16 protein-coding genes are annotated in these 16,454 nt (G+C 70.3%); 12 read left to right on the top strand and 4 right to left on the bottom strand.

What is annotated here, in order from left to right:
- The 9 genes from purD (at nucleotide 1) to HZU84_RS14220 (ending at nucleotide 10,131) form a co-directional block, all read left to right on the top strand.
- Nucleotides 1-1,299, top strand: coding sequence for a phosphoribosylamine--glycine ligase (gene purD, locus HZU84_RS14260; RefSeq protein ID WP_149505255.1), 1,299 nt, complete (start codon nucleotides 1-3; stop codon nucleotides 1,297-1,299).
- A 1-nt stretch (nucleotide 1,300) separates the two neighbouring features.
- Nucleotides 1,301-2,287, top strand: a complete 987-nt coding sequence (hemF, locus tag HZU84_RS14255; protein ID WP_149503732.1) for an oxygen-dependent coproporphyrinogen oxidase — start codon at nucleotides 1,301-1,303, stop codon at nucleotides 2,285-2,287.
- Nucleotides 2,277-2,957 carry a nicotinate (nicotinamide) nucleotide adenylyltransferase gene (gene nadD, locus HZU84_RS14250; RefSeq protein WP_149503731.1) on the top strand — a complete coding sequence of 227 codons (681 nt, stop codon included), beginning with the start codon at nucleotides 2,277-2,279 and terminating at the stop codon, nucleotides 2,955-2,957. The genes hemF and nadD overlap by 11 nt, the downstream gene beginning before the upstream one ends.
- Complete coding sequence (rsfS, locus tag HZU84_RS14245; protein WP_149503730.1) at nucleotides 2,957-3,643, top strand: ribosome silencing factor; 687 nt, start codon at nucleotides 2,957-2,959, stop codon at nucleotides 3,641-3,643. Before nadD ends, rsfS begins: the two co-directional genes overlap by 1 nt.
- Before the next feature lie 15 nt (nucleotides 3,644-3,658).
- Complete coding sequence (gene rlmH / locus HZU84_RS14240; protein WP_037478939.1) at nucleotides 3,659-4,129, top strand: 23S rRNA (pseudouridine(1915)-N(3))-methyltransferase RlmH; 471 nt, start codon at nucleotides 3,659-3,661, stop codon at nucleotides 4,127-4,129.
- 16 nt (nucleotides 4,130-4,145) lie between these two features.
- Complete coding sequence (locus HZU84_RS14235; protein ID WP_149503729.1) at nucleotides 4,146-4,760, top strand: Maf family protein; 615 nt, start codon at nucleotides 4,146-4,148, stop codon at nucleotides 4,758-4,760.
- Between the two features lie 60 nt (nucleotides 4,761-4,820).
- Complete coding sequence (gene rng, locus HZU84_RS14230; protein WP_149505254.1) at nucleotides 4,821-6,305, top strand: ribonuclease G; 1,485 nt, start codon at nucleotides 4,821-4,823, stop codon at nucleotides 6,303-6,305.
- 16 nt (nucleotides 6,306-6,321) lie between these two features.
- Nucleotides 6,322-8,103 (top strand): ABC transporter ATP-binding protein, encoded by a 1,782-nt coding sequence (locus HZU84_RS14225; RefSeq protein ID WP_149503728.1) that lies wholly within the window; start codon nucleotides 6,322-6,324, stop codon nucleotides 8,101-8,103.
- A 63-nt stretch (nucleotides 8,104-8,166) separates the two neighbouring features.
- On the top strand, nucleotides 8,167-10,131 hold the full coding sequence (locus tag HZU84_RS14220) for a glycosyltransferase family 2 protein (RefSeq protein WP_244954273.1): 1,965 nt from the start codon (nucleotides 8,167-8,169) through the stop codon (nucleotides 10,129-10,131).
- Between the two features lie 20 nt (nucleotides 10,132-10,151).
- Here HZU84_RS14220 and HZU84_RS14215 read toward each other — a convergent pair whose 3' ends face one another.
- The 4 genes from HZU84_RS14215 to HZU84_RS14200 are packed head-to-tail and all read right to left on the bottom strand — an operon-like array spanning nucleotide 10,152 to nucleotide 13,567.
- Nucleotides 10,152-11,153, bottom strand: coding sequence for a glycosyltransferase family 2 protein (locus tag HZU84_RS14215; RefSeq protein WP_149503727.1), 1,002 nt, complete (start codon nucleotides 11,151-11,153; stop codon nucleotides 10,152-10,154).
- A gap of 54 nt (nucleotides 11,154-11,207) precedes the next feature.
- A complete protein-coding gene (locus HZU84_RS14210) occupies nucleotides 11,208-12,035 on the bottom strand; it encodes a glycosyltransferase family 2 protein (RefSeq protein ID WP_149503726.1) in 828 nt (275 codons plus the stop codon).
- A gap of 10 nt (nucleotides 12,036-12,045) precedes the next feature.
- Nucleotides 12,046-12,936 (bottom strand): glycosyltransferase family protein, encoded by an 891-nt coding sequence (locus HZU84_RS14205; protein ID WP_257644613.1) that lies wholly within the window; start codon nucleotides 12,934-12,936, stop codon nucleotides 12,046-12,048.
- A gap of 43 nt (nucleotides 12,937-12,979) precedes the next feature.
- The gene (locus HZU84_RS14200) at nucleotides 12,980-13,567 is read right to left on the bottom strand and encodes a peroxidase-related enzyme (protein WP_149503725.1); all 588 of its coding nucleotides are present in this window, start codon (nucleotides 13,565-13,567) and stop codon (nucleotides 12,980-12,982) included.
- A gap of 169 nt (nucleotides 13,568-13,736) precedes the next feature.
- Between HZU84_RS14200 and HZU84_RS14195 the strand changes: the two genes are divergently transcribed.
- From HZU84_RS14195 to pal, 3 genes are read left to right on the top strand one after another with little or no spacing between them, the layout of a single operon-like run.
- Nucleotides 13,737-14,537 carry a glycosyltransferase family 2 protein gene (locus tag HZU84_RS14195; RefSeq protein ID WP_149505251.1) on the top strand — a complete coding sequence of 267 codons (801 nt, stop codon included), beginning with the start codon at nucleotides 13,737-13,739 and terminating at the stop codon, nucleotides 14,535-14,537.
- Nucleotides 14,538-14,545: 8 nt separating this feature from the next.
- A complete protein-coding gene (gene tolB / locus HZU84_RS14190; protein WP_149503724.1) occupies nucleotides 14,546-15,862 on the top strand; it encodes a Tol-Pal system beta propeller repeat protein TolB in 1,317 nt (438 codons plus the stop codon).
- Between the two features lie 28 nt (nucleotides 15,863-15,890).
- Nucleotides 15,891-16,454 carry a peptidoglycan-associated lipoprotein Pal gene (gene pal / locus HZU84_RS14185; RefSeq protein ID WP_149503723.1) on the top strand — a complete coding sequence of 188 codons (564 nt, stop codon included), beginning with the start codon at nucleotides 15,891-15,893 and terminating at the stop codon, nucleotides 16,452-16,454.

Here is a 16,454-nt window from a genome sequence, read left to right as displayed (position 1 = left end):
ATGAAAGTACTGGTTATTGGCGGCGGCGGCCGCGAGCATGCCCTGGCCTGGAAGCTGGCGCAGTCCCCCCGGGTCCACAAGGTCTATGTGGCGCCGGGCAACGGCGGCACCGCCCTGGACCAGCGCATCGTCAACGTGCCGATCGGCAACGATGTGGGCGCGCTGGCCGACTTCGCCGAATCCGAGAAGATCGGCCTGACGGTGGTCGGCCCCGAGGCGACGCTGGCGCTGGGCGTGGTCGACGCCTTCCGCGCGCGCGGCCTGCGCATCTTCGGCCCTTCGAAGGCGGCCGCGCAGCTCGAGAGTTCCAAGGCCTTCGCCAAGGACTTCATGAAGCGGCACAGGATCCCGACCGCCGCCTACGAGACCTTCAGCGATGCCGCCGCCGCACACGCCTATGTGGACAAGCTCGGCGCGCCGATCGTCGTCAAGGCCGATGGCCTGGCCGCCGGCAAGGGCGTGGTCGTGGCGATGACGCTGGCCGAGGCCCATGAGGCGGTCGACTGGATGCTGCTCGACAACAAGCTCGGCGTGCAGCACAACGACGCCGGCGCCCGGGTGGTCATCGAGGAGTTCCTGCAGGGCGAGGAGGCCAGCTTCATCGTCATGGTGGACGGCCGCAACATCCTCGCGCTGGCCACCAGCCAGGACCACAAGCGGCTGCAGGATGCCGACCAGGGTCCAAACACCGGCGGCATGGGCGCCTACTCGCCCGCGCCGGTGGTCACGCCCAACATCCATGCCAAGGTGATCCAGGAGATCATCCGCCCGACGGTCGAGGGCATGCGCCGCGACGGCATGCCCTTCACCGGCTTCCTGTACGCCGGCCTGATGATCGACCCCGCCGGCGGCGTGAAGACGCTGGAGTTCAACACCCGCATGGGCGACCCGGAGACGCAGCCGATCATGATGCGCCTGAAGAGCGACCTGCTCGAGGTGCTGCTGCATGCCACCGACGGCACGCTCGACCAGGTCACGCTGGACTGGGACCGCCGCGTCGCGCTGGGCGTGGTGATGGCCGCCGGTGGCTATCCGCTCGACCCGAAGAAGGGCGACACGCTGCGCGGCCTGCCGGCCGAGACCGAGGACTGCAAGGTCTTCCATGCCGGCACCGCCACCGGCCCGAACGGCACCGTCGTCACCAGCGGTGGCCGGGTGCTGTGCGTGACGGCGCTGGGCGACTCGGTGCGCACCGCGCAGCAGCGCGCCTACATCGGCGTGCAGTCGATCCAGTTCGATGGCATGCAGTACCGCAACGACATCGGCTACCGCGCGATCAAGCGCGGCGGCAGCGCCTGACATGGCCATGCCCGACGAGCAGCCGCTGTCGAACGAGGCGGTGCGCGGCTGGCTGCTGGGCCTGCAGCAGTCGATCTGCGATGCGGTGGGCGCCGAGGACGGCACGCCCTTCCTGACGGACGCCTGGGAGCGCCCGCCCGGCGGTCGGCTCGAGGGCGCGGGCATCACCCGGCTGATCGAGGGCGGCGCGCTGCTCGAGCGTGGCGGCTGCGCCTTCTCGCAGGTGCGCGGGCCGGCCCTGCCGCCCTCGGCCACGCAGCACCGGCCGGAGCTGGCCGGCGCGCCCTTCGAGGCGATGGGCGTGTCGCTGGTCTTCCACCCGCGCAACCCCTATGTGCCGACGGTGCACATGAACGTGCGCATGCTCTCGGCCACGCCGACCGAGGGCCCGGCGGCCGGGCAGACGGTGCGCTGGTTCGGCGGCGGCATGGACCTCACGCCCTACTACGGCTTCGAGGAAGACGCGGTGCATTTCCACCGCGCCTGCCGCGACGCGCTCGATCCGCACGATCCGGCGCTGTACCCGCGCTTCAAGGCCTGGTGCGACGAGTACTTCTTCCTGAAGCACCGCGACGAGCCGCGCGGCATCGGCGGCATCTTCTTCGACGACTTCTCGGCGCTGGGCGCGCAGGGCAGCTTCGCGATGCTGAAGGATGTGGGCGACGCGCTGCTCAAGGGCTGGCTGCCGATCGCGCAGCGCCGCCGCGACACCCCGTACGGCGAGCGCGAACGCGACTTCCAGGCCTACCGGCGTGGTCGCTACGTCGAGTTCAACCTGGTCTGGGACCGGGGCACGCTGTTCGGTCTGCAGTCGGGCGGGCGCACCGAATCCATCCTGATGTCGATGCCGCCGAACGTGAGCTGGCGCTACCGCTGGGCGCCGGAGCCCGGCACGCCCGAGGCGCGCCTGGCCACCGACTTCCTGCGTCCACGCGACTGGCTCGCCGAAGCCGAAGCCGCCGAAGCATCCGGCACCGATGGCCTTTGAGTCGCTCCGGGCCGGGCGGCGGGTGCGCCGCATCGGCCTGTTCGGCGGCAGCTTCGATCCGGTCCACCTGGCGCACCGCGAACTGGCCGACGCGGCGCTGGCGCAGCTCGGTCTGGACGAGCTGCGCTGGATTCCGGTGGGTCGGGCGTGGCAGAAAACCCGACAGATGGCCCCGGCGGCGCATCGCGCCGCGATGGTCGGGCTCGCGATCGGCGACAATCCCGCCTTCGTGCTCGAGCGCTGCGAGATCGAACGCGACGGACCGAGCTACACGCTCGACACCGTCGCCGAGCTGCAGCGGCGCGACGGGCAGCGGCATCCGGGCGAGCCGGCCGACTGGTTCCTGATCATCGGACAGGACCAGCTGGCCAACTTCGCCACCTGGCACGGCTGGCGCGATCTGCTCGGGCGGGTCGTTCTGGCGGTGGCCGGCCGGGCCGGCGACGCGGTGCAGATGCCCGTGGCGCTGGCCGAGGCCGGCGCGCGGGTCGTGCCGCTGGCGATGATGCCGATGACGGTGTCGTCGACCGAACTGAGGACGCGGCTGGCTGCAGGCGAGCCGGCGTCCAGCCTGGCGCCCCGGATGGTGGCGCCGGCGGTGGCAGGCTATATTGAACGCCACGGCCTGTACCATCCCCACCCCCCGAACACGGAACAAGAACGGATCTAATGGACATCCGCAAGCTGCAACGCGCCATCGTCGATGGCCTCGAGGGCGTCAAGGCCCAGGACATCGTGGTCTTCAACACCGAGCATCTCTCGCCGCTCTTCGAGCGGGTGGTGATCGCCTCGGGCACGAGCAACCGCCAGACCAAGGCCCTCGCCGCCGGCGTGCGCGACGAGGTCAAGGGCATCGGTGGCGAGATCCTGAGCATGGAGGGCGAGGACAACGGCGAGTGGATCATCGTCGACTGTGGCTCGGCCGTCGTCCACATCATGCAGCCGGCCATCCGGCAGTACTACCACCTCGAGGAGATCTGGGGCGGCAAGGCGGTGCGCATGAAGCTGGCCAGCCAGCGCAAGGGTCTGGCCAAGGCCTCGGAAGGACCGGCCGACGAGGACGACGGCGAGGGCGAACAGGCCGGCGTCGACGTGCCGGCCCGCAAGGCGGCCGCGCGCAAGCGCGGCTCCTCCGCTGCCGAAGCGGTGGCCAAGCCGGTCAAGCCGGCTGCCAAGCGCGCTCCGCGTGCGGCCTCCGCCACGGAAGGCGCGCCGGCCGCCCGCAAGACCGCCGCCCCGCGCAAGACGGCCGCCCGCAAGTCCACGCCGAAGATCCAGACCGTCGTCATCAATGCGCCCGAGCGCAAGGCCGCCGCACCCGCTGCCCGCAAGCGCGCGGCGCCCAAGCGCGGCTGACGCCCGGTCCGCGCCGTGAAGCTGACGATCGTCGCGGTCGGCCAGCGCATGCCGGCCTGGGCCGAGACGGCCTACGACGACTATGCCAAGCGCTTCCCGCCGGACTGCCGGCTGGAGCTCAAGGCCGTCAAGACCGAGCCGCGCACCACCGGCAAGCCGGTGGAGGCGCTGATGGCGGCCGAGCGCGCGCGCATCGAGGCCGCGCTGCCGCGTGGCGTGCGCCGGGTGGTGCTCGACGAGCGCGGCACCCGGCTGAGCACCGTCGCGCTGGCCGAGCGGCTGCAGGCCTGGCAGCACGACGGGCGGGATGTCGCGCTGCTGATCGGCGGGCCCGACGGGCTCGATCCGGCGCTGCGCGAGGACGCCGACGAGCGCGTGCGCCTGTCGGACCTGACGCTGCCGCATGCCTTCGTGCGGGTGATGCTGGCCGAGGCGCTCTACCGCGCCTGGTCGGTCAACGCCGGCCATCCCTATCACCGTGAATGAGCCCGAGTCGCCTTCGATGACCTTCCGGATCCACCTTGCCTCGCAGAGCCCGCGCCGGCGCCAGCTGCTCGACCAGATCGGCGTGCGCCACGAGCTGCTGCTGCCCGGTGACGACGAGGATGCCGAGGCGCTCGAGGCCGTGCTGCCGGACGAGGCGGCGCTCGACTATGTCCAGCGGGTCACGCTGGCCAAGCTGGAGGCCGCGCGGCTGCGGCTGGCCCGGCGCGCGCTGGCGCCGCTGCCCATCCTGTGCGCCGACACCACCGTGGCGCTGGACGGACGCATCCTGGGCAAGCCGGCCGACGCCGCCGAGGCCCGCGAGATGCTGACGGCGCTGTCGGGCCGCGAGCACCAGGTGCTGACCGCGGTCGCGCTGGCCTGGCCGCTGCCGGACGCGCGCGCGCCGCTGCTGCGCCTGAGCCGCTCGACGGTGCGCTTCGCGCCGATCGGCCCCGAGCGCATCGCCGCCTATGTGGCCTCCGGCGAGCCGATGGGCAAGGCCGGCGCCTATGCGATCCAGAGCGGCGCGGCCGCCTGGATCGAGCACATCGCCGGCAGCTATTCGGGCATCATGGGCCTGCCCCTGTTCGAGACCGCGGGCCTGCTGCGGGAGGCCGGCGCCACGGTCTGATCCTGATCGGGCCTGATCCGGGCAGCGCCGCCACAACACAGACAGAAAGCCCCACCGATGCTGATGCATGACATTCTGGTGAACTGGTCGCCGCAGGAGACGCGCGTGGCCATCGTCGAGAACGGAGCCATCCAGGAACTGCATGTCGAGCGCACGCTCGAGCGCGGCCTGGTCGGCAACATCTATGCCGGCCGCGTCGCGCGCGTGCTGCCCGGCATGCAGAGCGCGTTCATCGACATCGGCCTGGAGCGTGCCGCCTTCCTGCATGTCGCCGATGTGCAGATCAACGGCCAGACGGCCCGAGGCCACCACGGCGAGGGCACGACGCTGCCGCCGATCGAGAAGCTGGTCTATGAAGGCCAGACGCTGGTGGTGCAGGTCATCAAGGACCCGATCGGCACCAAGGGCGCGCGGCTGTCGACCCAGATCAGCATCGCCGGGCGGCTGCTGGTGCATCTGCCGCAGGACGACCACATCGGCATCTCGCAGAAGATCGGCTCGCACGAGCTGCGCGACCAGCTGCGCCAGCGCATGACCGCGCTGGTGGGCAACCGCGAGACCGGCGGCGGCGGGGGCTTCATCCTGCGCACCAATGCCGAGGATGCGTCCGACGCCGAGCTGGGCGACGACATCGCCTACCTGCGCAAGACCTGGGCGCTGATCCGCGAGCGGGCGCTGAAGTCGCCGCCGGGCTCGCTGCTGTTCGAGGACCTGAGCCTGGTGCAGCGGGTGCTGCGCGATCTGGTCGATGACCGCACCGGCTCGATCCGCATCGACTCGCGCATGCAGTACGACCTGCTGCGCGAGTTTGGCCAGCTCTACACGCCCGGCGCGGTCGGGCGGCTGCAGCACTACCGCGGCGAGCGGCCGATCTTCGACCTCTACAACATCGACCAGGAGATCGAGCGCGCGCTGGCGCGCCGGGTCGACCTGAAGTCGGGCGGCTATCTGGTGGTCGACCAGACCGAGGCGCTGACCACCATCGATGTGAACACCGGCGGCTTCGTCGGTGCGCGCAACTTCGACGACACCATCTTCAAGACCAATCTCGAGGCCGCGCAGGCGATCGCGCGCCAGCTGCGGCTGCGCAATCTGGGCGGCATCATCATCATCGACTTCATCGACATGACCCGCTCCGACCACCAGGAGCAGGTGCTGCTGGAGCTGCGCAAGCAGCTCGCGCGCGACCGCACCAAGATCACGGTCAGCGGCTTCACCCAGCTCGGTCTGGTCGAGATGACCCGCAAGCGCACCCGCGAGTCGCTGGCGCACATGCTGTGCCAGCCGTGCCCGACCTGCGGCGGCCGCGGCCAGGTCAAGACCGCGCGCTCGGTCTGCTACGACATCCTGCGTGAGATCCTGCGCGAGGCGCGGCAGTTCAATCCGAAGGAATTCCGTGTCATCGCCTGCCCGGCGGTGATCGAGATGCTGCTCGACGAGGAAAGCCCGCACCTGGCCGGCCTGAGCGACTTCATCGGCAAGCCGATCTCGCTGCAGGCGGAGGCGACGATGAACCCGGAGCAGTACGACATCGTCCTGATGTGACGACCGACCGAGACGAATGAGCACAGAGACTCCCGCCCAGCCCAGCCATCGCGACACGCTCCGGCGGCTGCTCACCTATGTGGCGCAGCACAAGGCCCGCTACATCGCCGCGATCGTCGCGCTGCTGATGACCTCGGCGATCGAGCCGCTGATCCCGGCGCTGTTCAAGAAGCTGCTCGACAGCGGCTTCCAGGCGGCCGACAGCTTCCCGATCTGGATGGTGCCGGTGGTGGTGATCCTGCTGTTCGCGGTGCGCGGCCTGACCACCTTCGCCGGCACCTACCTGATGGCCGACGCCTCCTCGCGGGTGGTCTACGACGTGCGCCGCGACCTGATGGGCTCGCTGCTGAAGGTCGATGCCAAGGTCTTCGGCTGGCTGACGCCGGGCCTGGCGGTCAGCAAGACGATCAACGACCCGCAGGGCTCGATCACCACGCTGTCGAACAACTTCAACACGCTGCTGCGGGCGTCCTCGACCTTCCTGTTCCTGTTCGGCTATCTGCTGTACCTGAACTTCCAGCTCACCATCCTGGCGATGGTGACGGTGCCGCTGATGATCGTCGTGGTGCGGCGACTGCACAAGCGCGTCAGCGCGGTCGGCAGCCTGGAGTACGAGTCGCAGCAGCGCCTGGTCAACATCGTCGACGACGCCGCGCGGGCCTGGCGCATCGTGCGCACCTTCGATGCGCATGCCTTCGAGCGCGGCCGCTTCGAGTCCGAGGCCTGGACGCTGCGCCGGCTGATGGTCAAGCGCATCGCCAGCAGCGCGCTGCTGACGCCGGCGACCCAGATCGTCTCGGCGCTGGCGGTGTCGATCATCCTGTCGCTGGCGCTGTGGCAGGCGCGCAATGGCGAGGCCAGCGTCGGCGACTTCGTCGCCTTCCTGACCGCGCTCCTGATGACGATCTCGCCGCTGAAGCAGCTCACCGACGTGTCGCAGTCCTTCATTCACAGCCTGATCGGGCTGCGTGGCGCCTTCGACCTGATCGACGCGCCCGAGGAGCCCGACCCGGGCTCGCGCGACCTGCCGGCCTGTCGCGGCGACATCGACGTGCGTGCGCTCGAGGTCTGCTATCCCGACAGCCCGCGCCCGGCGATCGACGGCGTGTCGATGGCGATCCGCCCCGGCCAGACGGTGGCCTTCGTCGGCGCCTCCGGGGCGGGCAAGACCACGATGGTCAGCACGCTGCTGGGCTTCGTGCAGCCGACCGGCGGCGATGTGCTGATCGACGGGGTGTCGATCCAGGACATCCGCCGGCCCTCGCTGCGGCGCCACTTCGCGGTGGTGTCGCAGGACATCGTGCTGTTCGACGGCTCGATCGCCGCCAACGTCACCTACGCGCAGCCGCGCGACGACGCGCGTGTCATCAGTTGCCTGAAGGCCGCCAACCTGTGGAGCTTCGTCGAGCAGCAGCCCGACGGTCTGGAGAGCGTCATCGGCGTCAACGGCAGCCGGCTCTCGGGCGGCCAGCGTCAGCGCCTGGCCATCGCGCGTGCGCTCTACAAGGACAGCGCGGTGTGGATCTTCGACGAGGCCACCTCGGCGCTGGATGCCGAATCCGAGCGGGTCGTTCAGCAAAGCATCGAGCAACTGTCCGGCCAGAAGACGATCATCCTGATCGCGCACCGGCTCAGCACCGTGCGGCGCGCGGATCGCATCTTCGTGTTCGGCGATGGCCGGGTGGTCGAGTCGGGCACGCACGAGGGACTGATCGCGCAGCGCGGTGTCTATGCCGACATGGTGCGCGCACAAAGTCTGGAAACGAATCCGGGCCAGACTGCCCCGCTTTCCGACTGAGCCGGCCGGCACGGGCCGTGCTCCGGTCCGGAAGCCGACAACATGCTCAGACAGGGGAAAGCCATGACAGAACATCAAGAGAATCAGGGTGGCGCGGCGCCGCTGTGGCGCCGCATGCTGGTGCGGCTGCGCCAGCTCAACCGGGAGCGGCTGCAGCGCCGCCATCGGGTGCGGGTCGCCAGACCGCCTGCGCCGCTGTCGCATGCCGAGTGGATCGACCGGTTCGACCGGATCGAGGGCGAGAACCTCGAGGCGCTCGAGCGCCGGCTGCAGCTGCTGCCGGCGCGGCCGCTGCTGTCGCTGGTCATGCCGGTCTACAACCCGGACCTGAGCTGGCTGGACGAAGCCATCGCCTCGGTGCGTCGCCAGCTCTATCCGAACTGGGAACTGTGCATCGCCGACGATGCCTCCACCGATGCCCGGGTGCTGCCACGCCTGCACGAACATGCGCGGCGCGATCCGCGCATCCGCGTCGTCGCGCGCGAGACCAACGGCCATATTTCCGCCTGCAGCAACACCGCGCTGGCGCTGGTGCGCGGCAGCCATGTCGGCTGGATCGATCAGGACGACCTGCTGCGCGAGCATGCACTTCTGCTGATGGCCGAGGCGATCGGTCACTGGCCGCAGGCGCAGGTGCTGTACTCGGACGAGGACAAGATCGATGCCGCCGGCGTGCGCCGCGAGCCCTACTTCAAGCCGGACTGGAATCCTGAGCTGCTGCTCGGCCAGAACTATCCGAGCCATTTCACGATGATCGCCACCGCGCGGGTGCGTCGGCTGGGCGGTCTGCGTGCGGGCTTCGAGGGCGCGCAGGACCATGACCTGCTGCTGCGCTGCACGGAAGAGCTGGATCCGCGCCCGGACGGCGGCGATGTTGTCCACATTCCGCACATCCTCTATCACTGGCGCATGCATCAGGGCAGCACCTCGACGGGAGACGCGCACAAGTCCTACGCGGCCCGGGCGCGTGTCCGGGCGGTCCAGGAGCATCTGGATCGGCGCGGTCTGGCTGCACAGGCGATCGATGACGGACGAGGCGGCTGCCGGGTGATCTGGTCGCGGCCGGAGCCGGCGCCGCGGGTCTCCATCCTGGTGCCTACCCGCAACGGGCTGGCGCTGCTGCGCACCTGCCTCGACAGCGTGCTGGCGCTGACCACCTACCCGAACTACGAGATCCTGGTGATCGACAATGGCTCGGACGATCCGGCCACGCTCGACTACCTCGCGGACCTCACGCGTCGCGATGCCCGCGTGCGAGTGATGCGCGACGACCGGCCCTTCAACTATTCGGCGCTGAACAATGCGGCCGCCCGGCGCACCGACGGCGAATTCCTGGTGCTGCTGAACAACGACATCGAGGTCATCACGCCGGAGTGGCTCGACGAGATGGTGGCGCTGGCCGCGCAGGACGGTGTCGGCGCGGTCGGTGCGCGGCTGCTCTATGGCGACGGCCGGCTGCAGCATGGCGGCGTCATCCTGCTCGGTCCGCGCGGCATTGCCGGGCATGCGCACAAGTTCCTCGCGCGCGACTGTGCCGGCTACATGGGCCGGGCGATGCTGCTGCAGTCCTTCAGTGCGGTCACCGCCGCCTGCCTAGTGCTGCGCCGTGCCCATTTCGATGCGGTCGGCGGACTCGACGAGCGTCATCTGGCAGTGGCCTTCAACGATGTCGACCTGTGCCTGAAGCTGCGCGAGGCGGGGCTGCGCAATGTCTGGACGCCGCACGCCGAGCTCTACCACCATGAATCGGTCTCGCGTGGCGCGGACGACACGCCGGCCAAGGCCGAGCGTTTCCGTCGGGAGGTCGAGTGCATGAGCCGGCGCTGGGGCGTGCGGCTCGAGCGCGATCCGGCCTACAGCCCCTGGCTGGCCCTGGAGCGCGAGGACATGAGCCGTGCCGATCGGCCCCGCGTCAGTCTGCTCGAGCCCTGGTTCCTGACCGTGCCGATGCTCGGCTTGCCTGCGGCCGAGGATCGTGCCAGGACCCCGGCCCCGGCCTGCAGGTCTGTCGAGGCCGAGACGGCCTGAGCGAGCCTGCGACCGGAGGATCAGTCCCTGCGGCGCAGGCGGGACTGCAGTCGCTTGATCGCCACCGTCGGTCCCGGGAAGATCTGGTGCAGCGCCTTGCGGGTGCGCCACCACCAGGGCAGCTCGCGGTAGCTGCGTGCCAGCGCCCAGCGCTCGGCTGCGGTCGTCGCCTCGCCCAGCCGGAACATGTAGTCCGAACGGTAGGGGTTGAGGCCCAGATGCTGCCGGACCAGCGCGACGGCCTGCGGCCCCAGCCGTTCGGCATCCCCGAGCAGCTGGCGCATCTCGGCCAGCTCGCGCAGCGTCTGGCGGCGTGTCCAGCGCTTCATCTGGTCCGGATCCTGGAAGGTCGGTCGGCGCGAGGTGCCGCCGCGGCGGTAGTGCACCAGCGCCGCATCCACCGTCAGCGCGCCGCCACCGGCCAGCGCACGGAAGGCCATGATCTGGTCCTCGTAGAAGACCTCCGGGTCCAGCGGGCCGAAGCGCTCCATCATGCGCTTCGTGAAGGCATGCGTGGCACCGATCACATAGGGGCGCTTCTCGGCCCAGGTCTGCAGACCGCGCCAGCGCGACAGGTCGTCGACCGGCATGATGTCGTGCAGCCCGCCCTCGGTGTCCATGTCGATCACATGCGAGGCGATCAGGTCGGCACGCCGGCCCGAAGACTCCCAGGCCGCGAGCAGGCGCTCGACCCGATCCGGGACCGAGAAGTCGTCGGCGGCCATCGTCACCAGCAGCTCGCCCTGCGCCAGCGCCACCAGATCGTTGTAGTGCTGGCCGATGCCCACGTTCTGGGGCGACTGCCGCACGACGACCCGGTGCGGGCCGCGGTAGTCAGCGGCGACCCGCTGCAGGATCTCGAAAGTGCCGTCGCTCGAGTGGTCATCCGACAGGATGATCTCGTAGGGGCCGCCGGTCTGGGCCAGGCAGGCCTCGGCCGAGGCCCGGGCCCACTGAGACTGCTGGTAGGCCAGGAACAGGATGGTGACGAGGGGACGGTCGTCCCCGGGGAATGAACTCATGCGTGCAAAGGCGTTGACGGGAGCGTGACAGGTGCTGGCGGACGGTGGGGGCGTTCAGACCGATCGCCACTGGCCCTCGACCCGCAGCATGTGCAGGCTGTGGCCGCTGCGCGCGTTTTCCTCGGCGCTCCACTGCCGGCGCTGGCGCTCGCGCTGCAGCTTGAAGCGCTTGCGCGCCAGCCAGCCCATGCCCAGGCGGCTGTAGAAATAGTGCCGGTCGCCGAGCGACTTCGCGCCGGACTCCTGCTTCATCGCCTTCTGCGTGATCGAGCCGAAGTGGTGGAAGACCGCGTCGCCGACGGTGCCGACCTCGATGCCCGCGCGCAGGCAGCGCACCAGGTACTCCATGTCCTCGTGGCCACCCAGACGGCGGTCGGTGTCGGGGAATCCGATCGCCTCGAACACGCTGCGGTGCACCGCGAAGCACACGCCGTGGAACCAGCCGCGGCGCACCGTGCCGGCCATCTTCAGCAGGTACTGCGGCGCGAAGGCCGCGAAGCCGTAGTCTTCCTGGCCCTCGAGCAGGCCTGGGCTGACCACCTTCAGCCCGCGGGCCTCTGCCGCATCGAGCATCGCGTCGATCGCGCGCGGTCCGGCCAGCACGTCGTTGTTCAGCAGCACGACCCAGTCGGACTCGCGCGCCAGCAGCGCGCCCTGCGTCCAGGCGCCGCCGCAGCCCAGGTTGACCCGGTTGGCCAGCGTGCCCAGGCCGTCCTCTGCAGCACGTTCTGCCAGACGGGCCGGGGTCTCGTCGGTGCTGGCGTTGTCGATGACGAGGATGTCGGCGGGTCGAACGCCCTGCGCCTGCAGGCTGTCGAGGCACAGCGCGGTGTAGCGCCACTGGTTCAGCACCGGGATGACGATGGTGTAGCGGGAACTCATGCCTGTATTGTCAGGCCACCAGCCTGTAGTGCTTGTGGCTCAGGTCCAGCCCGAACCAGCGCTCGAGCACCATCGCCTTGCGGTGCTTGCGCTCGCGGCGGGTCAGCGGGTGGGCCGGATCGGGCGTGAAGACGGGCTCGGCGTCATGCGCCAGCCAGTGGGCCATGCAGGCCGGGTGCGTGCCCTCGAAGCGGCGCAGCGCCTGCGGATCGATCGAGTAGCTCATCTTCGGCGGCTGGTGCGACCAGTACTTGCTGACCTGGTCCATCTTGGCCTGCATGTAGTCGAGCCGGCGCACATGGCCGTAGTGGTAGATGTGCGCGCCGGCCAGCGCCGCCTGCGGGTGGCGGCCGCGGCGGTGGCGGTCCATCACGACCCAGAACTGGCCGTCGGGCGCGTAGCTGCGGATGGTGTTGCGGATCAGCCGGCATTCGCGCCGGTACCAGGCCGGGCTCACGGCCAGCCATTCTGGCGAGCCGTAGAAGTGCAGGTAGTCGAACACCAGCGCCTCGACCGCCGGATTGGCGTGGTGGCGGTCGACCGCGGCGCGGATGGCCGGCAGCTCGGCCTCGTGCAGCACCTCGTCGCCCTCGAGGTAGAAGGCCCAGTCGCCGGTGCAGGCGTACTGGGCGATCATCTTCTGCTGCGCGTAGACGAAGCCCTTCTCGGCCATGCGCTCGTTCCAGAGGGTCGGGATGATGCGGATCTTGGGCTGCTCGGCGGCCAGCGCGTGGATGCGCGCCTCGGTCTCGTCCTGGCCGGCGCCCAGCGCGATGACGAACTCGTCGACCAGCGGCAGGATCGAGCGGATCGAGGCCTCGAACGGGAAGCCGAGCTTCACGCCGTGGCGCAGGAAGGTGAAGCCGCTGATCGAGGCGGGGGCAGCACGGGACATCGTCATCCGGGAAAGGACTTGAAGGGCAGGGGGAGGGCTGGCGCAGGGTTCAGGGGCGCGGCGCGCGCGGCACCCGTCCCATCAGGAAGAACTCGTCGTTGGGCCGCATCGCCAGCAGGTGGGCCATGCGGTTGGACAGGCCGAAGAAGGCGGTGATCGCGCCGATGTCCCAGATGTCCTCGTCGGAGAAGCCGTGCTCGTGCAGCCGGGCGAAGTCGGTCTCGTCGACCGCGTCGGGTTCGCGGCAGAGCCTGAGCGCCATGTCGAGCATCGCCTTCTGGCGCGGCGTGGCGTCGGACTTGCGGTGGTCGACCGCGATCTGGTCGGCGATCAGCGGATTCTTCTCGAGGATGCGCAGGATCGCGCCGTGCGCGACGACGCAGTACAGGCAGCGGTTCGCGCCCGAGGTCGCCACGACGATCATTTCCTTCTCGCCCTTGCTCAGGCCGGAGGGGCGCAGCATCAGCGCGTCGTGGTAGTCGAAGAAGGCGCGGCATTCGTCCGGGCGGTGCGCCAGCGCCAGGAAGACATTCGGCACGAAGCCGGCCTTCTCCTGCACCGCCAGGATGCGCGTGCGCAGGTCCTCGGGCAGGTCGGCCAGGTCGGGCACGGGAAAGCGGCTGATCGGCGGGGTCATCGGCGTCTCCTCGAAGTGTCGGGGCCGATTATCGACGCTGCGCCGCACCTGTCCTTCAGACCGCGGCTGGCCTGCCGGTTCCGGCAGATGCCTACAATCGGCGCCTTGCATGCCCATGACCGATCCTTCCGATTCCCGCGAATCCAGCGCGGCCCGCTCCGGCAGCGCCATGCCCGTGCCTGAGCTGTCCGTCGTTGTCATCACCCGCGACGAGGCCGCGCGGCTGGAACGCTGCCTGCGCTCGGTGGCCTTCGCCGGCGAGATTGTCGTCGTCGACAGCGGCAGCACCGACGACACGGTGGCGATCGCGCGCCGGCTGGGCGCGCGGGTCGAGATCACCCCGGACTGGCCCGGCTTCGGCGCGCAGAAGAACCGGGCGCTGGCGCTGGCGCGCGGGCGCTGGGTGCTGAGCCTGGACGCCGACGAATGGCTCGACGAGGCGCTGGCGGCCGAGGTCGCGCGCCTCGTCGCCGCGCCGCCGGCGGACCTGGCGTGGCGGCTGCCGCGGCTGTCGTCCTTCTGCGGCCAGTGGATGCGCCACGGCGGCTGGTATCCCGACCGGGTGCTGCGGCTCTTCCCGCGAGAGGGCGCGCGCTTCAGCGATGACCGCGTGCACGAGCGCCTGCTCTGGTCCGGGCGCAGCGCCGACCTCGACGGCCACGGCCATCTGCTGCACGAGAGCATGGTCACGCTGACGGTGGCCAACGACAAGATGAACCGCTATTCGAGCGGACGCGCCGCCGACCTGGCCGCGCGCGGGCGTCGCGGCGGCCTGGGCCGCGCGATCGGCCATGGCCTGTGGGCCTTCGTGCGCACCTGGATCCTGCGCCGGGGCTTTCTCGACGGTCGTCTCGGTTTCGTGCTGGCCGTCCACAATGCCGAGGCGTCCTACTACCGCTACCTGAAGATCTGGCTGGAGTGCGGCGACGCGCCTCGGCCGCCGGGCTCTCCACGACCTCCGGCCCGATGAACCCACCGATGAACCCACCGATGAGATTCAACGATCGTCGTCATTTCCTGCATCAGGCCGCGGCCGGCTGCGCCGTGCTGGGTGGCCTGGCAGCCGTGCCGGCCGCGCAGGCCCAGTTCCGCGTCGAGATCTCCGGCATCGGCGCCTCGCAGATCCCGGTCGCGATCGCGCCCTTCCGCGACGAGGACCGTGCCGCGGTGCCGATCTCGCAGGTGATTCGCGCCGACCTGGAGCGCAGCGGGCTGTTCCGCATCGTGCCGGCCGCCGGCGAGGCGATCGACGAGCTCTCTCGCCCCGACTTTCCCGGCTGGCGCAACCGGGGCGCCGACGCGCTGGCCGGCGGCTCGGCCACCCGCCTGGCCGACGGCCGCCATGACCTGCGCTACCGGCTCTGGGATGTGGTGAAGGGCGCCGACCTGCTCGGCCAGTCGCTGGCGGTGCCGCGCGAGGACCTGCGCCGCGCCGCGCACCGCATCGCCGACGAGATCTACCAGAAGCTCACCGGCGAGCGCGGCATCTTCTCGACCCGCATCGCCTATGTCTCCAAGAGCGCCGGCCGCTACACGCTCTTCGTCGCCGATGCCGACGGCGAGGGCGCGAAGGTGGCGGTCGGCGGCGCGCAGCCCATCATCTCGCCGGCCTGGTCGCCCGACGGTGGCAACCTGGCCTATGTCTCCTTCGAGAGCGGCAAGCCGGTGGTCTATGTGCAGGACGTCTCCTCCGGCCAGCGCCGGGTGGTGGCCAGCTTCAAGGGCTCCAACAGCGCGCCGGCCTGGTCGCCCGACGGCAGCCAGCTGGCGGTGACGCTCACGCGCGACGGCAACTCCGAGATCTATCTGGTGGGGCGCGGCGGTGGCGGCGAGCCGCGCCGGCTCACCCAGGCCTCGAGCATCGAGACCGAGGCGGCTTGGTCGTCCGACGGCCGCTCGATCTACTTCGTCAGCGACCGCGGCGGCGGCCCGCAGATCTACCGCATGAGCGCGGCCGGCGGCAACGCCGAGCGGGTGACCTTTTCCGGCAGCTACAACATCAGTCCCGCACTGAGCCCCGACGGCCGCTGGATGGCCTACATCACCCGCAACGGCGGCGGATCCTTCCGCCTGCAGCTGATGGACCTGTCCTCGGGAACCGTGACCGCACTCACCGACACCAACGACGACGAAAGCCCGAGCTTCGCGCCCAACAGTCGGCTCATCATCTACGCCAGCCGCTCCGGCGGGCGCGATGTGCTGATGACCACCACGCTCGACGGGTCCATCAAGGCCCGCCTGAGCCCGCCGATGGTCGATGTGCGCGAGCCGGTCTGGGGTCCTTTCGGCCGCTGAACCTGGCCGCTTTCACGGAGAACATGCAATGTCCAAGATCCTTCGCTCCCGCGCCGCCTTCCTGTCCCTGGGCCTGAGCGCCGCCTTCCTGGCGGGCTGCGCCTCGAACACCCGCGTCGAGCCGCCCGCGCCGGTCGAGAGCCGCGGCACCGGCACGATTTCCGGCGCCGGCACCGGCGCGGCCCAGGGGGCCGGCACCGGCGGCGTCGGCAGCTCCGCCGTCACCCCGGTCGACACCGGCCGCAATGCCGATGCGGCAGCGGGCGCCGGCCGTGTCGTCTACTTCGACTTCGACAGCTTCGTCGTCAAGGACGAGTACCGCAGCGTCGTCGAGGCCCATGCCCGCCGCATGAGCGCCGACCGCAAGCGCCGCATGATCGTCGAGGGCCACACCGACGAGCGCGGCGGCCGCGAGTACAACCTGGCGCTGGGCCAGAAGCGCGCCGATGCGGTGGTGCGCTCGATGGTGCTGCTGGGCGCGCAGGACGGCCAGCTCGAGGCGGTCAGCTTCGGCAAGGAGCGCCCGGCCGCCCAGGGCAGCGACGAGGCCGCCTGGGCCAAGAACCGCCGCGCCGAGCTGAAGGACCGCTGA

The sequence above is a fragment of the Sphaerotilus sulfidivorans genome (assembly GCF_013426975.1).
GTDB lineage: Bacteria > Pseudomonadota > Gammaproteobacteria > Burkholderiales > Burkholderiaceae_C > Sphaerotilus > Sphaerotilus sulfidivorans.
The sequence above is the reverse complement of the archived record's forward strand: the minus strand, read 5'-3'. Positions and strand labels throughout refer to the sequence as shown.